Raw genomic sequence first — 21,734 nt, forward strand, 5'->3', positions numbered from 1 at the left:
TTTCAATTTTTTATATTTTGAAACCTTCAATTTTTAATTTTAAAATTAAATGAAAGATTTCACAAACGATGTTATTGATACCTCTAAGCTTCCAAAATTTGAAGAAGTAGATTTTTCTGAATTACAGCCGAATTATTGGAAAGTAATCTTGATAAATTTGATCGTTTTATTTTTGATAATTGGAGTAATAATCGGGTTTGTACTTTTCTATAAGGAAGACCTTTCAGATTTTGTTACTGAAATTTATTTTATATATACAGTAATGGCTTTTTTTGTACTGTTTATTTCTAGACTTAGTTTCATGAAAAAAGGATTTGCATTTAGGAATCATGACCTTTTATTTAGATCTGGAATTATAGCTACAAACATTCATGTCGTTCCATATAACAGAATACAACATGTATCAATAAATGAAGGGTTGATTTCTAGATTTTTTGGTTTAGTAAACTTAGAGATTTTTACAGCTGGAGGTGCTTCAAGTGATATAGAAATACCCGGAATAGCAAAAATGCAGGCCGAAAATATAAAACAATTATTGATGGGAAAAATTCAAAAACAGTTATAAATGACAACCGATTTTAATCAGCCACAACGTCAGTCGATAGCCGGTGTTTTAATAATGTTTGTTTTTTCTCTTCAAGGATTTGTAAAAGCATTTTGGCCCATTTTATTGCTTTGGATCTATAAATTTAATGACGCAAATAAAAGCTACCTATTAATTGGTGGAATAGTTTTTTTTATAGCAATGGTTGGTTTGGTCTCTTATTTGAAATATTGGAACTTTACATTCTATATTGATCAAGAAAATGATGAATTTATAATTAATGAGGGTGTTTTTAATAAAACCAAAACAACTATTCAACTTCATAAAATTCAACAAGTAAATATTAATCAGTCCTTACTACAAAAAATAGTTGATGTTTATGAATTGGATGTTGATACCGCTGGTTCTAATAATAAAGAGGTCAATATCAAAGCAATAACTTATGAATTAGCACTACATTTAAAGGGGCGATTACTAGAAAATGAAGGTTCAAAGGAGTTTCGTGAAGAGGATTCTATTAATGTAGTAGCTACTTTATCTAATAAAAATAAGGCTAAAAGTGAATCTAAGTTTATAAAAATTAGTTTAGTGAGTTTGTTGAAGATGGGAGTAACCTCCAATTATATAAAAAGTTTTTTTGTTTTATTGGCTTTTTTTATCACTGTTTTCGACCATATTAAACAATTTACAGGGCGAAATATTTTGAATGGTGAAAATCTTGAAGATTATATTGAAGAAAGTACTATGGTAACGGCATTCCTTTCTTTATTCAGCTTTGTTATCCTTGCAGTTATTTTAATCAATTTAATAAAAATAGTTTTTACTTACTTTAATTATAAAATCACAAGAGAAAAAGGTTCATTGTTGCTCTCTTATGGCTTGTTGAATACTAAAACTACTATTGTAAAACCTTCAAAGGTTCAAATGACTAGTATAACGCAGAACTTTTTTCAAAAAAAAATGAATGTGTTGCATCTTAGAATAAATCAAGCTACAAGTGGTGAAAAAGACAATCATAAAGTAGCCATTGAAATTCCGGGTTGTAATGAACCAGAAAAAGAGGCTATTTTGAAGTTATTGTTCAATAAAATTCCTGAAAAGGGAATCATGTTAAAGCCTAATTATAGAAAACTGGGTTTTACAGCCTTCTTAACCATTGGGCTTCCGCTTTTAGTGTTTTTATTTACAAGAAAATTATTGATTGCAGAGCTACCTCAAGTAGATTTTTTAGTCTTTTTTGGTGTTGTTTTTCTTGGTACGATTCAGTTCTTTTCTTTTAAAAATAACCGACTCTTTATAAACAAAGATTTTATTATTCTTCAAAACGGAGCTTGGGATGTAACGAATAGAATTATTATTCCAAGCAAAATTCAAGCAATTACAACTTCACAACTTTTATGGTATAAAAACAGTAATATCGGTTCCTTAACTTTACACACCGCTGGTGGTAAAATTAATTTTCAATTAGGTAATTTTACCGCAATTCAGCAATATGTTAATCTTTGGTTGTATGAAATAGAAACATCCGATAGCAATTGGATGTAAAGTAGTAAAAGAAATATGTTAGAGTTTAGAATATACAAGAAAAGTAAATTTGCGTAAATCAACTTTTAAACATTTTTTCAAAAAAAAATAAAACAAAAAAAAATGAAACACTGGATTCAAGCCGCACGATTAAGAACTTTGCCATTATCCGTATCGGGAATAATTGTAGGGAGTATGTATGCCTTAGCGCATCCAACAGAAACTGTTTTAACACCAACAGAAGTGTTCAATTGGTCTATTTTAGGCTTTGCTTTGCTCACCACGTTGGGTTTACAAGTTTTGTCAAACTTTGCCAACGATTATGGCGACGGGGTAAAAGGAACCGACAACGACGATAGAGTAGGCCCCAAACGCGCCATTCAAAGTGGAGTAATTTCAGCGCCAGCCATGAAGCGTGCCATAATCATCACTTCGGTACTAACACTTTTATCTTCCATTACTTTAATTTATATTGCATTTAGAGACACCAATTTTGTGTATTCGTTGTTCTATTTAGTGCTCGGAATTTTGGCTATTGCCTCAGCCATCAAATATACGGTAGGAACTTCGGCTTATGGATATCGCGGATACGGAGATGTTTTTGTGTTTGTGTTCTTCGGCTTGGTGAGCACGCTTGGAGTCAATTTTTTGTATTCTAAACAATTGGATTTCGATTTGTTTTTGCCTGCCATTGGCATCGGATTATTGAGTGTTGCGGTACTTAACTTAAATAATATGCGTGACGAAGCCTCGGATAAAAAGTCTGGAAAGAATACAATTGTCGTTCAAATGGGCGGAGAAAAAGCCAAACAATACCATTATTTTCTTATTATAACTGCTATGGTAGTGTTTGTTGCTTTTGCTTTACTCAATAATTTTAATATTGACCAATACTTGTTTTTACTTGCATTTTACCCTTTAGTAAAACATTTAGATACCGTTAAAAAAAATACCAACCCCAAAGAATTAGATCCTGAATTGAAAAAAGTAGCCTTAAGTACATTCTTTTTATCCGTACTTTTTTCATTATGTATGATTTATTTCTTCTCAGATGTTATTGTGAATACTTTTATGGGTGGCCGATAAAAGGCATCTTTCAATTTTTTAATCTTTCAATCTTTTAATTATTAAATCATGAAAATTACATTCTACGGACACGCTTGTATCGGAATTGAAGTGGCGGGAAAGCATATTTTGGTAGATCCATTTATCACCGGAAACCCCAAAGCCAGTCATATTAACGTCAATGAACTAAAAGCGGATTATATCTTGATTACCCATGCTCATTTTGACCATGTGCAAGATGTGGAGGCCATTGCTAAACGCACCAATGCAGTGATTGTTTCCAATTGGGAAATTGCCCATTATTACGGCGCCAAAGAACTAAAATTCCACCCTATGAATCATGGCGGCAATTGGACTTTCGATTTCGGAAAAGTTAAATATGTGGCTGCGGTACACTCTAGCGCCTTCCCAGACGGGACTTACGGTGGCAATCCAGGTGGATTTGTTATCGAAGGTGAATCCAAAAATATCTACATCTCTGGCGACACGGCACTAACGATGGATATGAAGTTAATTCCTCTGCGCACCAAGTTGGATTTGGCCATTTTGCCAATTGGGGATTGCTTCACGATGGATATAGAAGATGCCCTTATTGCTTCAGATTTTGTGGAATGTGACAAAGTGTTGGGCTGTCATTTTGATACTTTTGGTTTCATCGAAATCAATCACGAACAAGCCATCAAGAAGTTTTTTGACAAAGGAAAAGACTTGATGCTTTTATCCATTGGCGAGTCGATAGAATTATAGTCATTTGATATAGTAAGAGTTAGGAGCTGTTTACTTCGTCAATTCGCTTCGCTCGTGTCCTGCTGTCCACTATATCTTTACTGCCGAACCCCGGCAGTAAAGGATGCCGTTCCCATCAGGGCCAAGTGCAAAATCATTAAGTTAAGGTTAAATGATAAAATGATTGCTGATATATAAGATTTTGAAATTCAATTAATTTTTATTCTAATGCTCCAAAATCTAAAATCAAGAATCGTTAATCTTCACTCTAAAATCTCTTAATTTAATAACATTGAGGCCAAGTGCATTCATCACGCTTTGTTTTTACATTTTAATACTGTTTGTTCGTTGAGTGAAATTCTAATAAAAAATAAACCACATAGGATCATAGAAAAATGCTAATCCGCTAAAGAATCAATAGAAATAGGATAATTTTTCGCATAGAATAACTATGTGAAGAGTAAAACGTCTATTGGTTACTTTTAAAAAGAATAATAAATTCTATGTTTCTATGTGGTTAAAAAATATGCCATTGGATTATGATTAAAAAAACATTCCTTTTACTTTTTACAGTATTTTGTTGTTCTCAATCGCTTCTAGCTCAAAAAACGGGCTATTGGGACAAAGAAAGAGCAACGTCAAAAGAAAGTATCGTTGCTGCAAGAGACCGAATCATCATCAAAACAGAAGACTTACCCATCGGAACTACCGAAGTGGTTTATCGCATTACTTTACTTGATGAAAACCAACAAATGGCGGGGAGTTTAGTATCGTTACTGAAGTCCATTCCAGATCCTACAGGAATTAGTCAAGGTTCTGCGGGCGCGGTGTTTATCTTGTCCAAAATATCAGGCGATGATAAATGCCAATACGCTATTTTTTCATCAAATGGGGCTGCTTCAAATTATCAAAAAACAGGCAAAACAACTGAGGCTTGCTTTTTACAAGAAACCCCTTTGAGTAAAGACGCCAAACGCTTATCAACAGATAAATCAACTTGTTTGCAATCCAATGCAATTTGGTTTGGCTTCGAAAGCAAAAATTGGATTATGAAGCAAAAAATTGTGTTAGAGGTTGTGCCTTGGGTGGATTACAAATTGAGCCGTGGCTGGAGCGCAAGCAATCGTAAAAACATTATCGAGCAATGTAAAACCTCAACAATGGCGCAAAAAATGACCAATTCGGATGATTTTTGTGTTTGTGTTTTAGATAAAATCCAAAACAAATACACCCACACCGAATTTCAAAAGCTATTAAAAGAAGAGCGTAACAAAGCTTTTAAAGATTTTGGTAACAGCTGTTTTGGTGAATCTAGTGTGTCCAATACAACCTATGCAGACACAAGAAAGCAGGCGAACCAATTAGCAAAACAAGGGAAACACGGTGAAGCCATCACCAAACTAAAGATGATTATCAATGATGGCAAAGGCAAAGTACAAGATTATAATGCTATTGGAACCAGTTATTTGTTGACCAAACAATATGGCAAAGCCATTAAGTTTTTGCAAGACGGTGAACGCTTAGATGATACCGAGTTGTTGATTAAGTTGAATTTAGCCCACGCTTATTTGTTAAACGACAACTACAAATCTGCCAAAGCGATTTACAAAAAGTATCAAAATCAAAATGTCACCGATAGTTTGAGTTGGGTTGAGAAAACAAAAGTGGATTTCGAAACCTTTCAAAAACTAGGAATTAAATCTGATGATTTTGAGCGTGTTTTAAGTCTTTTTAAGTAGAGTAGACTTAGCAGAGTTAAAATTGTAATTTAATTCATAAAATTATAAAAGAATAATTAGACGATTCTATATCGTATATATAGATTTAAGCAGCAATCGAAAAAAATAGAAACTCATATTTTTTCCGTCTTAAATTTATATATTTGTACGTATAAATTTTTTCTGCTATGGATACTAAACTCACATTAAAGCTTGACCAAGAAATAATTGAAAAAGCTAAACATTATGCCTCTGAAAAAAAAATAAGCTTATCTCGAATTGTTGAAAATTACCTTAATTCTTTGACTTCGGATAAAGAAAATAATGACATACAAATTTCACCTTTTGTAAAAAGTCTTTCTTCGGGAATTGAAATTCCAGCTGATTATGATTATAAAAAAGATCGTGCTGATTATTTAGAACAAAAATACAAATGAGCAGAATTTTTTTAGATACTAACGTAATATTAGATTTGTTGGGAGAAAGAGTTCCTTTTTTTGATGCTATTGCTAAAGTTGCTACTTTGGCAGATCAAAAAAAATTGGCTATAATTGTCTCGCCTCTTTCTTTCACTACAATAGATTATGTTTTGAATAAATACGAAAGTTCCGAATCTGTTCTGAATAAACTTCGAAAGTTTAAAATAATCTGTGAGGTCTGTGAAGTTACTGAAGAAATAATTGAGAAAGCGTTGAATTCGAATTTTAAAGATTTTGAGGATGCTGTTCAATATTTTACCGCTTTACAATCTAACTGCTCAATAATTATAACTAGAAACGGAAAAGATTTTAAGAATGCTACAATTCCAATTATGACAGCTGAAGAATATTTAAGTAGTCTTATATAATGCAGCTGTTGCTAACCGCTAGTAAGTAATAGTTTGGAATTAGCCTTATAGAAAGATTTTTAGTCTTTGATTTATTGTGATAATTTGAAATACAAAGGATGATTCAGTCTTGTTAGTACCAAAATGGGAAGCAAGAAAAAGTAGAGTATATCTCCCATTGGGTAATTTTAAAAAAAAAATAACCACATAGAAAAATCATAGATTAGTTCTAAATAGTCAAAGAAAAAAATAGAAATAGCACTATTTTTCACATAGATGAGCTATGTGAATAGTAAAACGTCTATATTTTTCTTTTAAATGCTATAAATTTTATGTTCCTCCTATGTGGTAAAAACTCATTTCATCCAACGGGTTAGCATAGTAAATAAAATATAATAATAGTTTAGAAAGACACAATTTTGAAAGCAACCTATCATAAATACTTACTTGATTTTAAACGTCCATCAGGAACGTCACGTGGCGTTATGACCACTAAGGAAACTTGGTTTTTGTTGCTGGAAGAAGATGGAAAATGGGGAATAGGAGAGTGCGGGATTCTTAGAGGTTTAAGTGCCGATGACCGTCCTGATTACGAAACGAAATTGCAATGGGTTTGCGAAAATATTCATTTAGGAGAGCGCGCTTTGTGGGAAGCTTTAATAGAATTTCCTTCTATTCAATTTGGTGTCGAAATGGCTTTTTTGTCGCTCAAAAGCGAAAATCCATTTTTGCTTTTTCCTTCTGATTTTACCTCAGGCACACAATCTATAGTGATTAATGGACTTGTTTGGATGGGCGAACCTTCTTTTATGAAGGCCCAAATAGAAGAAAAAATTGCACAAGGTTTTAGTTGTATAAAACTTAAAATCGGAGCCATTGATTTTGATAAAGAGTTGGCTTTATTGGCTTATATTCGTACTCATTTTTCTGAAAATCAAATAGAAATTAGAGTGGATGCAAATGGCGCTTTTAATTTAAATGAAGCTTTATATAAATTGAATCAATTAGCTGATTTTAAATTACATAGTATTGAGCAGCCGATAGCAAAAAACAATACTGTCACTATGGCAGAACTATGTAAAACCACTCCATTTCCTATTGCTTTAGACGAAGAGCTCATAGGTGTGTTTTCTCTTGCTGATAAAGAACAATTACTAAATGATATTCAACCTCAATACATTATTTTGAAACCTAGTTTTGTGGGTGGTTTTAGAGGAACTCAAGAATGGATTAGTCTAGCTGATAAATATAAAATTGGCTGGTGGATTACTTCGGCTTTAGAAAGTAATATTGGATTGAATGCCATTGCGCAATGGACGTACCTTCAAAATTCAAAAATGCCTCAGGGTTTAGGAACTGGAGCTTTGTATACCAATAATTTTGATTGTCCTTTGGAAGTCGAAAAGGGACAGCTTTGGTACAGGAAAAATTCAGATTGGCATTTTGATAAAGCCATTTTTTCATAATTAAAATAGTCTAGATGATAGAAATAGAAAGAAAATTTTTGGTTACTTCAAACGATTTTATTTCGCAAGCTTTTGCTCATAATCGAATAGCTCAGGGATATATTAGCAAAAACCCAGAGCGAACAGTTCGCGTGAGGATAAAAGCCGATAAAGGTTTTTTGACCATCAAAGGAAAAGGTAATGAAAGTGGTTTGTCGCGTTTTGAATGGGAGAAAGAAATTCCTGTTGAAGAAGCACTGCAATTGATGCGTTTGTGCGAGAAAGGAACCATTGATAAAACGCGCTATGAAGTTCAATCTGGAAATCACGTCATTGAAGTGGACGTTTTTTATGGCGAAAATGAAGGCTTGGTAATGGCGGAAATAGAACTATCATCTGAGACAGAAACCTTTCTCAAACCGGAATGGTTAGGAGAAGAAGTTACCAACAATCACCGCTATTACAACGGCTATTTGAGTGAGCACCCGTTTAAAAGTTGGTAAACACAAAAGAAATTCATAAATTCTAAACAGATGCGTTTTGTAAAAAATCATAAAAAAAAGTGCTCAAAAGATAGTGTTTTGAGCGCTTTTTTTATGAGTTTATCTTCAAGATCAAATCATCTTTTTTAGCCAAAATCCAACCAATAAAGCGATTCCGATTAGAAGCGAGAATAAATAGAAAATCGTGATTTCATGAGTCAACCCCAAGAGTATTGGGCCAACAAAAGCTGCAGCAGACCAAGCGGTTAATATATAGCCAAAAACTTGTCCATAATTATCTGCACCATAAATTGATTTTACAAACGATGGCATAGTCGAAAAACCTGCACCATAGCCAGCAATTATAATATAAGTAACTATTTGAAATGAAGTACTATTTGTAGCTGCGATAGGAATCATAGCAAAACAAATCATGTTTACAGTTAAAAAAATCATGAAGGTTGACCAACAACCAATTTTATCTGATATACTGGACCAAAACAGACGTCCTAAACCATTGAATAATCCTATTATGGCTACAAATAAAGTTGCTTGAGTAGCACTCATTCCTACTACTTCCTCTCCTAATATTGCTGCCTTTGAGATAATTGCAATACCCCCACAAACATTTAAAAAGAGTAATAACCATAATGCAATAAAACGTTTGTCTTTAATGATTTCTTTTGCTGTCAATTCGGTAGGATGTTCTATTGAAGTATTTTCGGCTACTGGATTTGCTAAATAAAAAGCGCTTAATAACATACAGATTCCGTATACAATGCCTAAAATTAAAAAAGCATTCGATAAACCAACTGAAGTATACAATGGATTAATTATAAAAGAAGCCAACAAAGACCCCAAAGCAAAAGACATAATAATTATACCAGAGGCTAAACCTGGTCGGTCTGGAAACCATTTTACAACGGTATAGACTGGAACAACATAACCAAATCCTAAGCCTATTCCTTGTAGAACACCAAAAGTTAGGTAGAACAGTTCAATAGAACTCCATTTTACAGCAAAACTACTTCCAATTAAACCAATTACGATAAAGATAGCTCCAATACTACCAGCTTTGGTTGGTCCAATTTTCTGAGCAAATTTGCCCATAAATGCTGCCGTAAGTCCAAGGAAACAAATGGCTAAACTAAAAGCTGTTTTGGTGTCGTGGGCATCCCAATTCAATTCTTTGGATAAAGGTTCTATCCATTTACTGTAGGCATAGATAGAGCCTATTGACAGTTGCATAATCATTCCTGCAACTACCATTAAATATTTATTTTTTGACATTTTGTATAATTATTTTGAAAAATTTTAGTTTATTTCACCACAACATTTTTGAAATATTGTTGAAAAATAGCGGTTTTTTTTTGGATAATTTCTTCTGTTGGTGATGTTACATCTGCAAAAGCATATTCGAAATTTAATAAATCCCATTTGTGTTTTCCCATCTGATGAAAAGGAATGATTTCTACTCTTTCGACTGTTTTAAAATCAGTAAAGTACTGTCCCCATTCATGCAAATATTCTTCTTGATCAGTCCAACCAGGTACCAAAACATAGCGTAACCACATTGCTTTTCCAGTTTGCTCACGGTATTTGGCAACTTTTAATGTAGTTTTATTTTTTAACCCAGTGAGTTTTTTATGCCAATCATTATTGATATGCTTAACATCTAGTAGTAGAATATCGGTTTTATCTAGTAATTCTTTTGTTTGTTCGTCTAATACACGGCCATTAGAATCTAGGCAAGTTGAAATTCCATTAAGATGAAGTTTTTCAAAAAAAGGAATCAATTTAGCTCTTTGAAGTAAAGGTTCTCCTCCAGAAACGGTTACACCACCAGTTTCTGCAAAAAAGAGTTTTTGATTGATTGCTTTTTGAACCAATTCATCAATAGGAATAAAAGAACCTCCATGAACATCTAATGTATCGGGATTTTGACAATACAAACATCTAAATTGACAACCTTGAACAAAAATCACCATTCGAATTCCAGGACCATCATGTGTACCAAAAGTTTCTAAAGAATGTATGCGGAGCAAATCAATATCTGCATTATTTAAGGCTTCATCATGTTGGGATTGTTCAGGAAAATACATAGGCAAAAAGAAATTTATTAAAAAAAACCTGTTTAGAGTATAGGTTCTAAACAGGTTTTAAAGTTAATCATTCACATTGAATTTAATGCTTAATTACATTCTATCGTGGAAAGTTCTGCTTATTACTTCTAATTGATGTGCTTTAGACAAACGAACGAAGTTTACAGCATATCCAGAAACACGAATTGTTAATTGAGGATAATTTTCTGGGTGTTCATAAGCATCCATCAAAGTTTCTCTATTTAAAACATTGACATTCAAATGATGTGCATCTCTTCCAAAGTAAGCGTCAAGAGTAGTTTTTAAGTTCAAGATTTGATCTTCTTTTGTAGACCCTAATGACTTAGGAATCATTGAAAAGGTATAAGAAATACCATCTTGAGCATCATTGTATTTCAGTTTACTTACAGAGTTTAAAGAAGCGATAGCTCCATTTACATCTCTTCCGTGCATTGGATTAGCTCCAGGAGCAAATGATTCACCACCTTTTCTTCCATCAGGAGTAGCTCCAGTGTTTGTACCATACATCACGTTAGATGTGATTGTTAGTAAAGAAAGGGTTGGAGTAGCATTTTTATATGTTTTATGTTTTCTTAATTCCTCAATGAATAAGCTTGTGATTTCTATAGCAATATCATCTACACGGTTATCATCATTACCAAATTTAGGGAAGTCACCTTCTATGCTAAAATCTACGGTTAATCCTTGTTCATTTCTGATAGGTTTTACTTTTGCGTATTTGATAGCAGATAACGAGTCGGCAATGATTGAAATACCAGCAGCACCGTAAGCAATATCAATAGCAGGATCACTATCAATTAAAGCCATTTGAGCTCTTTCATAATAGTATTTATCATGCATATAATGAATAATAAACATTGATTTAGCATACACACGAGCTACTTCAGCTAGAGTTGCTTTGAAAGCAGTTATTACTTTATCATAATCCAGCACTTCATCATTCATTTCTGGAATGTTTTTGATGACTAAAGCTCCTTTGTCTTCTTCGCGTCCACCATTTAAAGCCATTAATAAAGCTTTAGGTAGGTTGGCACGTGCTCCAAAATGTTGAATTGATTTACCAATTCTTTGATAAGAAACACAACAAGCAATTCCGTAGTCATCAGAACCTCTGTTGGCTTTCATCAAATCATCGTTCTCATATTGTAGAGAAGAGGTGTCGATAGAAACTTGAGCACAGAAATCTTTGAATCCTTTTGGAAGGTTCTGTGACCAAAGAATAGTTAAGTTAGGTTCTGGTGAAGCACCTAAATTATAAAGTGTTTGTAAAAAACGGAAGGAAGTTTTAGTAACTTTTGTTCTACCATCGTGGAATTGTCCTCCAATAGCTTCGGTTACCCATGTTGGATCTCCACCAAATATTTCGTCATAAGCACCTGGACGTAAATGGCGAACAACTCGAAGTTTCATAACGAATTGATCAATGAATTCTTGAGCTTCTTCTTCAGTAATTAAACCACTTTTTAAATCTTATTCAATATAAATGTCCAAGAAAGACGAAACGTTACCAAGTGACATTGCAGCACCATCTTGTTCTTTAACGGCACTTAAATAAGCTAAATAAGTGAATTGAACCGCTTCATAAGCAGTAGTAGCAGGTTTAGAAACATCGACACCATAAGATAGCGCCATAGTTTTCATATCTTCTAATGCTTTGATTTGGCTGGTGATTTCTTCGCGTAAGCGCACTTTGTGTTCGCTCATTTCTCCAACAACATTTGCAAAATCAGCTTTTTTTGCTTCAATTAATGCATCAGCTCCATATAAAGGTAAACGTCTAAAGTCACCAATGATTCTTCCTCTAGCATAATTATCTGGTAAGCCAGTTAAAACGTGTTTAGAGCGGTACATTTTGATTTCTGCATCATAAGCGTCAAAGACAGCTTGATTATGGTCTTTAGCATAATTAAAGATGTCTGAAACTCTTTCTGATACTTGTAACCCTTTTTCTTTAACTGCTGACTCTACTAATTTGATGCCACCAAAAGGTTTCATGGCTCTTTTGAGTAAAACATCAGTTTGAAGACCAACAATTACTTCATTTTCTTTATCAATATATCCAGGACCAAAAGCTGTAATATTAGAGATGGTCTCGGTATCGATGGCTAAACAACCGTTATTTTGTCTTTCTTTTAATAATTGTTGTTTACATGCCTCCCATAGTTTTGTGGTTTTGTTTGAAGGGCCAACCAAAAAATCTGCTGTTCCTTCATACGGATTTATGTTTTTTACTACAAAATCATAAACATCAATCGTTGTAGTCCAATTTCCCTTTTTAAACGTTGCTGTATTTGTTACAATTTCCATTTCATTATTATTTTTCAATGTTATTAAAATACTTATAGTCAATTACTTATGCAAATGAATACATTCAAATTTACGAAAAGAAAGCGTTGAAAAAAAGGGCGAAATTAAAAGTGTCAAATGTTTTTCTTTTACTATAAAAGACCTCAGAATTGGTAGAAATTCAAGTCTTTTTTTTTGCTTTGTTTACTTTTACAAAACATCTATTTCATAATGTTCGATGGTTGTTTCGTAATTCTTTTAAAAAAGCATTATTTTTTGATTAAATTTTGGCTAGAGCACCCAAAATAAGGAGTCCACTTGAATTTTTTTTTTAGAAATTTCAAGTGGACTCCTTGACTTTTTTAGTTTATTTTAAACTATTACTTTGTTTTTAAAGTTTTTTTCGATGGCTTTTATCATTTCACCAGCAATATCCTTGTTGGTTGCGCCTTCAATTCCCTCTAGACCAGGAGAACTATTTACTTCGAGCAATAAAGGTCCTTTAGAAGAGCGAATAATGTCTACACCAGCTACTTTTAAATCCATTGCTTTAGCTGCTTTAATAGCGATTCTTTTTTCTTCGCTAGTGACCTTAATTATTGATGCGGTACCTCCAAGATGAATATTGGCTCTAAATTCACCAGGCATTGCCTCACGCTGAATGGCAGCAACGACTTTTCCATCAATTACAAAACAACGAATGTCTTTTCCGTTAGCTTCCTTAATAAATTCTTGGACTAGTATATTTGCATTTAAGCTTTTGAATGCATTAATCACACTCTCTGCCGCTTTTTTAGTTTCTGCCAAAACTACACCTTTGCCTTGTGTACCTTCGAGGAGTTTTACAATTAAAGGTGGGCCACCTACCATTTTTATTAAATCATTGGTGTCTAAAGGAGAATTCGCAAATCCAGTGGTTGGAATGTCAACACCATTGTTAAGTAATAATTGTAAAGAAAAGAGCTTGTCTCTAGATTGTGTTATCGCTGTTGAAGAGTTGAGACAAAAAACTTTTAAGGCCTCAAATTGACGAGTCAAAGCACAACCATAAAAAGTAATGCTTGGACGAATTCTTGGAATGATAGCATCAAATTGGTTAAGAATTTTTCCACCTCTATAATGAATTTCTGGTGTTTTGGCATCCAATTTCATATAACATTCTTTGATATTCAAAAAATGCATTTCATGTCCTCGCATTTCACCAGCTTCCATGATTCGTTTGTTGCTGTATAATTCGGGGTTGCTAGCTAAAACTCCAATTCGTAAACCAGAACTTGCTTTTTCTGCATTCTTGTATAATTCTTTTAGATTGTCTACTGAAGGTTGTCCTAATAAGTATTTTTGCTCAGGGTCTACCAAAACACGTCCACTCATCGCTTCACGACCTAAAAGCATTCGAAATCCCATTGAATCTCTGTTGGTCAATGTCATTTCTATGTTCCAACTGTCATCTCCAATTTTTAATAAGGTCTGAATAACATAGCGTTGTTCTCTATACCCACTGGAACTTTTTACAATTCGTTTGTCTACTAATGGCGCTTCACAATGAATAACAGTTTTGTTGTTATTTTGGATGGGATTAATATCGAATTTCACCCAATTACTATCGTTTTTGATAAAAGGAGCAATATTTATAGCGTGCAAAGCCGATGTTTTGGCTCCAGAATCGACTCTAGCTTTGATAGTGGGAATATTTAGGTCAGGGAAAGAGCACCATTCTTCGCTTCCTAAGATGACTTTGTTTTGTAGCATACAGCAAGTATTTTAATAAAACATCAAAAGTAACTTTTTGTTTTTTAAAAAAGTTAAATTAATATAAAGAATTAGCCCGTTATGTAGTAAAAATACATAACGGGCTAGATATAATTAATTGTTTTTAATCTATTGATTTTTAGGTTCTTCTGTTTTGTTAACGTTCACTGTTAACTCAGTTGCACCTTCTTCAATGTCCATAAAGATTTCATCACCAGCATTGATTTTTGAAGTGATAATCTCTTCGGCTAGAGCGTCTTCAACATATTTTTGGATGGCTCTTTTTAATGGTCTGGCGCCAAATTGTTTGTCAAAACCTTTGTCTGCAATAAATGCTTTTGCTTTATCAGAAAGATTCAAGGTGTATCCTAAATCTTTGATTCGAGCGTATAGTTTTTTTAATTCAATTTCGATAATCAAGTTGATGTCTTCTTTTTCTAATGAATTGAAAACAATAACATCGTCGATTCGGTTTAAAAACTCAGGTGCAAAGGTTTTTTTCAATGCATTTTCAATAATACTTTTTGAATTATCTTCAGCTTGAGCAACTTTTGCTGCTGTTCCAAATCCAACACCTTGACCAAAATCTTTTAGCTGTCTAGCACCAACATTTGAGGTCATAATGATAATCGTATTTTTAAAATCGATTTTGCGACCTAAACTATCGGTTAAGAATCCATCGTCTAATACTTGCAACATCATATTAAATACATCAGGATGTGCTTTTTCTATTTCATCCAAAAGCACTACACAATATGGTTTTCTTCGTACTTTTTCGGTCAATTGTCCGCCTTCTTCGTAACCAACATATCCCGGAGGTGCTCCAACTAATCTTGAAATAGCGAATTTTTCCATATACTCACTCATATCGATTCTGATTAAAGCTTCTTCAGAATCGAACAATTCTTTCGCAAGTACTTTGGCTAATTGCGTTTTTCCAACACCAGTTTGACCTAGGAAAATGAAGGAACCAATTGGTTTGTTTGGGTCCTTTAAACCGGCTCTATTCCTTTGGATTGAGCGAGCAATTTTTAAAACTGCTTCATTTTGTCCAATTACTTTATTTTGAATAAGCTCTGGTAATTTAGCTAATTTATTGCTTTCAGTCTGTGCAATTCGGTTAACAGGAATGCCGGTCATCATAGAAACTACATCGGCAACATTGTCTTCTGTAACGTTGATTCGGTTATTTTTTGAGTCTTCTTCCCATTGTTCTTGGGCAATAGCTAAATCTTTTTCAATTCGTTTTTCATCATCACGTAATTTAGCCGCTTCTTCATATTTTTGTTTTTTGACAACCAAATTCTTCAACTCACGTACGTCTTCTAATTGACGCTCCAAATCTAAAATCTGCTTTGGAACATCTATGTTAGTTATATGAACTCTTGAACCTGCTTCGTCAAGAGCATCAATAGCTTTGTCTGGTAAAAAGCGTTCCGACATATATCTGTCAGTTAGTTTTACACAAGCTTCAATGGCTTCAGAAGAATAAGTTACATTGTGATGGGATTCGTATTTATCTTTGATATTGTTCAAAATAGTAATGGTTTCCTCAACTGAAGTTGGTTCTACAATTACTTTTTGGAAACGTCTTTCTAAAGCGCCATCTTTTTCTATGTATTGGCGATATTCATCTAATGTAGTTGCGCCTATACATTGAATTTCACCTCTTGCTAAGGCAGGTTTGAACATATTTGATGCGTCCAATGAACCTGTTGCTCCACCTGCACCAACAATCGTATGAATTTCGTCTATAAATAAGATAATGTCATCGTTTTTTTCCAACTCATTCATAACGGCTTTCATACGTTCTTCAAATTGTCCTCTGTATTTTGTTCCTGCTACAAGACTGGCTAAATCAAGAGTAACTACTCGCTTATTGAATAAGATTCTAGAAACTTTCTTTTGAATGATTCTCAAAGCTAATCCTTCTGCAATAGCAGATTTTCCAACTCCAGGCTCACCAATTAAAAGCGGGTTATTCTTTTTGCGACGGCTTAAAATTTGGGAAACACGTTCAATTTCTTTCTCACGACCTACTACAGGGTCTAATTTTCCTTCTTCGGCCATTTCGGTTAAATCTCTACCAAAATTATCCAAAACGGGGGTTTTAGATTTTTTGTTGGATTTGTTTACAGGATTATTGAAGGTGCCTTCTTTAAGACTGTCATCTTGTCCTGAATCTTCATTGTATGATTCGCTTTTTGGCAAGTTGTCGATAAAATCTTGTTCGTTTGGAGTCATGTTCAAATATTGTTCTTTAGCTAAATCATAATCTATTTTTAGTTTATTCAATAGCTTGGTTGTAGGATCGTTTTCGTTTCTCAAAATGCACAAAAGCAGATGTGCAGTACTTATAGAAGTGCTTTGAAACACTTTGGCTTCAAGAAAGGTTGTTTTTAAAGCTCTTTCAGCTTGGCGTGTTAAATGTAAATTCTTTTTTTCAAGATTTATCTCTAGGCTGATAGGACTTGCAGGGCTAAGAATTTCAACTTTTCTTCGGAGATGTTCTAAATCTACATCCAAATTGTTTAAAATATGGATAGCCTTTCCATTTCCATCACGCAAAATGCCTAACATCAAATGCTCAGTACCAATAAAGTCATGTCCTAATCGTAAGGCTTCTTCTTTACTGTACGTAATAACATCTTTTACTCTAGGGGAAAAATTGTCATCCATGTGGTATCTATTTTATATTTGTAAATTTACTGAATTAGTATTTATAAACAAAAATCATTCCTACTAATATCAGCTGTCAGCTAAGTGACAAAAATAATATTAAATTATAAGTTAAAATTGAAGTGATTTATTAACTATTATGTGTTTTTTTATTGTTAATAAATTAGAGAAATTAGGCTGTTAAAATGCCTTAAAAAATTTCAAAAAGCCGTATATTGGCACGTTTTGAAATTAATATAATTATTTAATATAACAACTTATGTCTGAAGGAGAAAAGTTAATTCCTATTAACATAGAAGATGAAATGAAATCAGCATACATCGATTATTCGATGTCTGTAATTGTATCCAGAGCGCTTCCTGATGTTAGAGATGGTTTAAAACCTGTACATCGTAGAGTGCTATACGGAATGTATGATTTAGGAGTTTTTTCAAATAAAGCCCATAAAAAATCGGCGAGAATTGTCGGTGAAGTTTTAGGAAAGTATCATCCCCACGGAGATACTTCTGTTTATGATGCAATGGTTCGTATGGCTCAAGAATGGAGTATGCGTTATTTGTTGGTAGACGGACAAGGTAATTTTGGTTCTGTAGATGGAGATAGTCCAGCAGCAATGCGTTATACAGAGGCGAGAATGCGCAAGATATCTGAAGAGATTATGGCAGATATCGAAAAAGAAACAGTTGATTTTCAATTGAATTTTGACGATACTTTATATGAGCCTAAAGTAATGCCAACTCGTGTTCCTACCTTATTAATTAATGGAGCTACTGGAATTGCGGTGGGTATGGCTACTAATATGCCTCCTCATAATTTAACTGAGGTTATAAACGGAACGCTTGCCTACATTGATAATAATGAAATTGAGATTGATGAATTAATCACTCATATAAAAGCACCTGATTTTCCTACTGGAGGTATAATTTATGGTTATGAAGGAGTTCGTGAAGCATTCAAAACGGGAAGAGGACGTATTGTAATGCGTGCCAAAGTTGGTTTTGAAGAGGTTGACGGTAGAGAATCTATCATTGTGACTGAAATCCCATATCAAGTTAATAAAGCTGATATGATCAAGCGTACAGCTGACTTAGTTAATGAAAAGAAAATCGATGGTATTGCTAATATCCGTGACGAATCGGATAGAAATGGTATGCGTATCGTTTATATTTTAAAGCGTGATGCAACCCCAAATGTCGTTTTAAATACGCTTTATAAATATACACAACTACAATCTTCTTTTAGTGTTAATAATATTGCTTTAGTCAATGGCCGTCCGCAAATGCTGAATCTTAAAGATTTGATTCATTATTTTGTAGAACACCGTCATGATGTTGTAATTCGAAGAACGCAATTCGAATTAAGGAAAGCTGAAGAGAGAGCACATATTTTAGAAGGATTAATTATTGCTTCTGATAATATCGATGAGGTTATTGCATTAATTAAAGCCTCTAAAAATACAGAAGAAGCAAGAGAAAAATTAATTGAAAGGTTTAAACTTTCAGATATTCAAGCTCGTGCAATTGTTGAAATGCGATTGAGACAGTTAACAGGTCTTGAGCAAGATAAATTGAGAGCCGAGTACGAAGAAATCATGAAATTAATTGATCACTTGCGTGCTTTATTGGCAGATGTGAATTTGAGAACTGCCTTGATAAAAGAAGAGTTAGTCGAGATTAGAGATAAATATGGCGATGCTCGTCGCTCATTAATTGAGTATTCTGGAGGTGATGTTAGTATAGAAGATTTAATTGCAGATGAAAGTGTAGTTGTGACCATTTCTCATGCGGGTTATATCAAACGAACAAATCTAAGCGAATACAAAACCCAAAATAGAGGTGGGGTTGGACAAAAAAGTGCTGGAACAAGAGATCAAGATTTCTTAGAACATATGTTTGTAGCTACAAATCATCAATATATGATGTTCTTTACTCAAAAAGGCAAATGTTTCTGGATGAGGGTTTATGAAATTCCAGAAGGAACGAAAACAGCCAAAGGTAGAGCGATTCAAAATTTAGTGAATATTGAAAGTGATGATAAAGTAAAGGCTTATATTTGTACCCAAGATTTAAAAGATAAAGACTACATTAATAGTCATAATTTGATTATGGTTACCAAACAAGGTCAGGTTAAGAAAACTTCTTTGGAGAAATATTCTAAACCTCGTGTGAATGGTGTAGCTGCAATTACAATCAAAGAAGGGGATGAGTTATTAGCGGCAAAATTGACTAATGGTGAAAGCCAAATTATATTGGCGGTTAAATCAGGAAAATTAGTTCGTTTTGAAGAAACCAAAACCCGTCCGATGGGTAGGACGGCCTCGGGAGTTCGAGGAATTACTCTGAAAGATGAAAAAGATGAAGTAATAGGTATGGTTACTGTGGATAAAGAAGATATTACTGATTCTCAAATCTTGGTTGTAACTGAAAATGGATATGGAAAACGTACCAAATTAGTTGATGAGGATGGTGAAGATGTATACCGAATTACCAATCGTGGAGGAAAAGGAGTTAAAACTTTGAATATTACTGAGAAAACAGGGGATTTAATTTCAATTAATGCCGTTACAGATGCCGATGATTTAATGATAATTAATAAATCTGGTTTAACAATTAGAATGGCAATTGAGGATTTACGTGTTATGGGACGTGCTACTCAAGGAGTAAAATTGATCAATTTAAAAGGAAATGACTCAATTGCAGCAGTAACAAAAGTAATGAAAGATGAAGCAGATGAAGAAGGTAATTCTGAAAATTCAACTGTTGAACGTGTAAAACCTGTACTTGAAATTCTTGAAGACGATACAGTCGAAGAAGATGATGAGGACGAAGATGATGAAGTAATTGAGGATGACAACGAAGAGGAGGATGAAGTAAATGATGAAGATTAATAAATAATTAAATAAAAATAGAATACCATGAAAAGTAAATATGTATTACTCGCGTCAACGATGTTGATCTCAGTAGCCACTTTTGCACAAAAAGATCAAATTAAAGCCGCTGAAAAAGCATTAAAAGCGGGTAAATCGGATGAAGCAAAAACAATATTGTTAGATGCTGAATCAGTAATTACAAATGCTACTGAGGCTGAAAAAGCACAGTATTATTTTGTGAAAGGAAATGTAATGTTAGATTTAGCTAATAAGAGTATTGATAAAGACAATAATCTATCATTAGCCGCGGGTGCTTTCCAAGATTTAATAGAAGTTGAGAAAGCTTCGGGTAAATCAAAATACACGGCACAAGCTACAAAATCCGTAATCGATATTAAATACAAATTAATTAATGAGGCGATTGCTGATTCAAAAATCGATAAGTATGAAGTAGCAGCCAAAAAATTGTATGATGCCTATCAATTGGATAAAAAAGATACCATCAATTTATATTATGCAGCTTCAACGTATGTAAATGCAAAAAATTATGATGCTGCTCTTAAAAATTATGACGAGTTAAAGAAATTAAATTATTCTGGAAAAGGAACTAATTATTTTGCAGTAAATAAGTTAACTTCTCAAGAGGATATGTACTTAACGGCTGCAGAAAGAGATCGTATGATCAAATTAGGAACACACGAAAAACCTAGAACAGAAGTAATTCCATCTAAAAGAGGAGAAATTTACAAAAATATTGCATTGATTTTAGTGCAACAGGGTAAGGCGATAGAAGCACAAAAGGCTGTTGCAGATGCCAGAAAAGCAAATCCAGAGGATACTTCTTTGGCATTAACCGAAGCTAATCTATATTTGGAAGCTAAAGATTTCGATACTTATAAAAAATTAGTTGCTGATATCTTAGTAAAAAATCCTAATGATGCTGATTTAGTTTTTAATCTTGGTGTTTTAAGTGCTAATGCAAAAAACAGTGTAGACGCTGAGAAATACTATGATAGAGTGATTGAAATCAACCCTGCTTACACTAATGCATATATTAATATTGCTGCTTTAAAATTAGAGAACGAAAAGCCTATTATTGATGAAATGAATAAATTAGGTACTTCTACAGCTGATATGAAGCGTTATGATATATTGAAAAAGAAGCGTGAAGAGTTGTTTAAAAGTACCATTCCTTTTCTTAAAAAAGCAGTTGAGTTAGATCCTAAAAATGTTGATGTTGCTAAAACATTATTAAATGTGTATAGTGCTTTAGAAATGACCGCAGAGTATAAAGAATTAAAAGCAAAAATTCAATAGTTTTCTCTTGAGCTGTAAGTAAAATTGTTTTTGACTGTTTATTAACAATTTTGTTTAAGTAAAGCTTTTGCTATTAGTAATTTATACAATCAAAATTAGACCCAGATTTAAATCTGGGTTATTTTTTTGATTATTACTGCTTTGTTACTTCCAAAAAAAAAATGCCCTCATGAAAAAATTCAGAGGGCATTTTTTTGGTTTAGAAAAACCTATTAAAGTGCAGTAATAATAAACTCGCTTCTTCGGTTCATTTGGTGTTGTTCTTCGGTGCAATTGGATTGGTTGGTTGGTTCGCAGCCGCAATCGTTGATGAGTTGCGATTCGCCGTAGCCTTTTCCGGTGAGCCTTGATTTATCGATGCCTTTGGAAACTAACCAA

At 33.5% G+C, this 21,734-nt stretch carries 16 protein-coding genes and 1 pseudogene; 11 read left to right on the forward strand and 6 right to left on the reverse strand.

Annotated elements, in window-relative coordinates; translation table 11 throughout:
* Window positions 1–49 precede the first annotated feature (49 nt).
* From O9307_RS13970 to O9307_RS14010, 9 genes are all read left to right on the forward strand, one after another.
* Window positions 50–565 carry a PH domain-containing protein gene (locus O9307_RS13970; protein WP_298300403.1) on the forward strand — a complete coding sequence of 172 codons (516 nt, stop codon included), beginning with the start codon at window positions 50–52 and terminating at the stop codon, window positions 563–565.
* A complete protein-coding gene (locus tag O9307_RS13975; protein WP_298300406.1) occupies window positions 566–2,089 on the forward strand; it encodes a PH domain-containing protein in 1,524 nt (507 codons plus the stop codon).
* A gap of 102 nt (window positions 2,090–2,191) precedes the next feature.
* Entirely contained in the window at window positions 2,192–3,154 is a 963-nt protein-coding gene (gene menA / locus O9307_RS13980) for a 1,4-dihydroxy-2-naphthoate octaprenyltransferase (RefSeq protein ID WP_298300409.1), read from the forward strand.
* 48 nt (window positions 3,155–3,202) lie between these two features.
* Window positions 3,203–3,880, forward strand: coding sequence for a metal-dependent hydrolase (locus O9307_RS13985; RefSeq protein ID WP_298300412.1), 678 nt, complete (start codon window positions 3,203–3,205; stop codon window positions 3,878–3,880).
* Window positions 3,881–4,398: 518 nt separating this feature from the next.
* Window positions 4,399–5,598: a tetratricopeptide repeat protein gene (locus O9307_RS13990; RefSeq protein ID WP_298300415.1), complete on the forward strand. Its 1,200-nt coding sequence runs from the start codon at window positions 4,399–4,401 to the stop codon at window positions 5,596–5,598.
* A gap of 167 nt (window positions 5,599–5,765) precedes the next feature.
* Window positions 5,766–6,014, forward strand: coding sequence for a DUF6364 family protein (locus O9307_RS13995; RefSeq protein ID WP_298300417.1), 249 nt, complete (start codon window positions 5,766–5,768; stop codon window positions 6,012–6,014).
* Entirely contained in the window at window positions 6,011–6,424 is a 414-nt protein-coding gene (locus O9307_RS14000) for a PIN domain-containing protein (protein WP_298300420.1), read from the forward strand. Before O9307_RS13995 ends, O9307_RS14000 begins: the two co-directional genes overlap by 4 nt.
* Before the next feature lie 398 nt (window positions 6,425–6,822).
* The gene (locus O9307_RS14005; protein ID WP_298300423.1) at window positions 6,823–7,869 is read left to right on the forward strand and encodes an o-succinylbenzoate synthase; all 1,047 of its coding nucleotides are present in this window, start codon (window positions 6,823–6,825) and stop codon (window positions 7,867–7,869) included.
* Between the two features lie 14 nt (window positions 7,870–7,883).
* Entirely contained in the window at window positions 7,884–8,351 is a 468-nt protein-coding gene (locus tag O9307_RS14010; protein WP_298300426.1) for a CYTH domain-containing protein, read from the forward strand.
* A gap of 111 nt (window positions 8,352–8,462) precedes the next feature.
* On the opposite strand, the gene O9307_RS14015 is transcribed toward O9307_RS14010, so the two are convergent.
* From O9307_RS14015 to O9307_RS14040, 6 genes and pseudogenes are all read right to left on the reverse strand, one after another.
* The gene (locus O9307_RS14015) at window positions 8,463–9,620 is read right to left on the reverse strand and encodes an OFA family MFS transporter (protein ID WP_298300429.1); all 1,158 of its coding nucleotides are present in this window, start codon (window positions 9,618–9,620) and stop codon (window positions 8,463–8,465) included.
* Window positions 9,621–9,649: 29 nt separating this feature from the next.
* Complete coding sequence (gene pflA / locus O9307_RS14020; protein ID WP_298300431.1) at window positions 9,650–10,432, reverse strand: pyruvate formate-lyase-activating protein; 783 nt, start codon at window positions 10,430–10,432, stop codon at window positions 9,650–9,652.
* Between the two features lie 93 nt (window positions 10,433–10,525).
* Window positions 10,526–10,960: a glycine radical domain-containing protein gene (locus O9307_RS14025; RefSeq protein ID WP_298300447.1), complete on the reverse strand. Its 435-nt coding sequence runs from the start codon at window positions 10,958–10,960 to the stop codon at window positions 10,526–10,528.
* 3 nt (window positions 10,961–10,963) lie between these two features.
* Window positions 10,964–12,760 (reverse strand): annotated as a pseudogene (locus O9307_RS14030) (pyruvate formate lyase family protein); the annotation flags it as partial.
* 351 nt (window positions 12,761–13,111) lie between these two features.
* Window positions 13,112–14,491: a 30S ribosomal protein S6--L-glutamate ligase gene (gene rimK / locus O9307_RS14035; RefSeq protein WP_298300434.1), complete on the reverse strand. Its 1,380-nt coding sequence runs from the start codon at window positions 14,489–14,491 to the stop codon at window positions 13,112–13,114.
* 129 nt (window positions 14,492–14,620) lie between these two features.
* Window positions 14,621–17,170 (reverse strand): ATP-dependent Clp protease ATP-binding subunit, encoded by a 2,550-nt coding sequence (locus tag O9307_RS14040; protein WP_298300438.1) that lies wholly within the window; start codon window positions 17,168–17,170, stop codon window positions 14,621–14,623.
* 259 nt (window positions 17,171–17,429) lie between these two features.
* Between O9307_RS14040 and gyrA the strand changes: the two genes are divergently transcribed.
* Both gyrA and O9307_RS14050 read left to right on the forward strand, forming a co-directional pair.
* Window positions 17,430–20,057, forward strand: coding sequence for a DNA gyrase subunit A (gene gyrA / locus O9307_RS14045; protein ID WP_298300441.1), 2,628 nt, complete (start codon window positions 17,430–17,432; stop codon window positions 20,055–20,057).
* Between the two features lie 27 nt (window positions 20,058–20,084).
* The gene (locus O9307_RS14050; RefSeq protein ID WP_298300444.1) at window positions 20,085–21,356 is read left to right on the forward strand and encodes a tetratricopeptide repeat protein; all 1,272 of its coding nucleotides are present in this window, start codon (window positions 20,085–20,087) and stop codon (window positions 21,354–21,356) included.
* Window positions 21,357–21,734: the final 378 nt, after the last annotated feature.

The sequence above is a fragment of the Flavobacterium sp. genome (genome assembly GCF_027531905.1).
In the GTDB taxonomy this organism is placed as follows: domain Bacteria; phylum Bacteroidota; class Bacteroidia; order Flavobacteriales; family Flavobacteriaceae; genus Flavobacterium.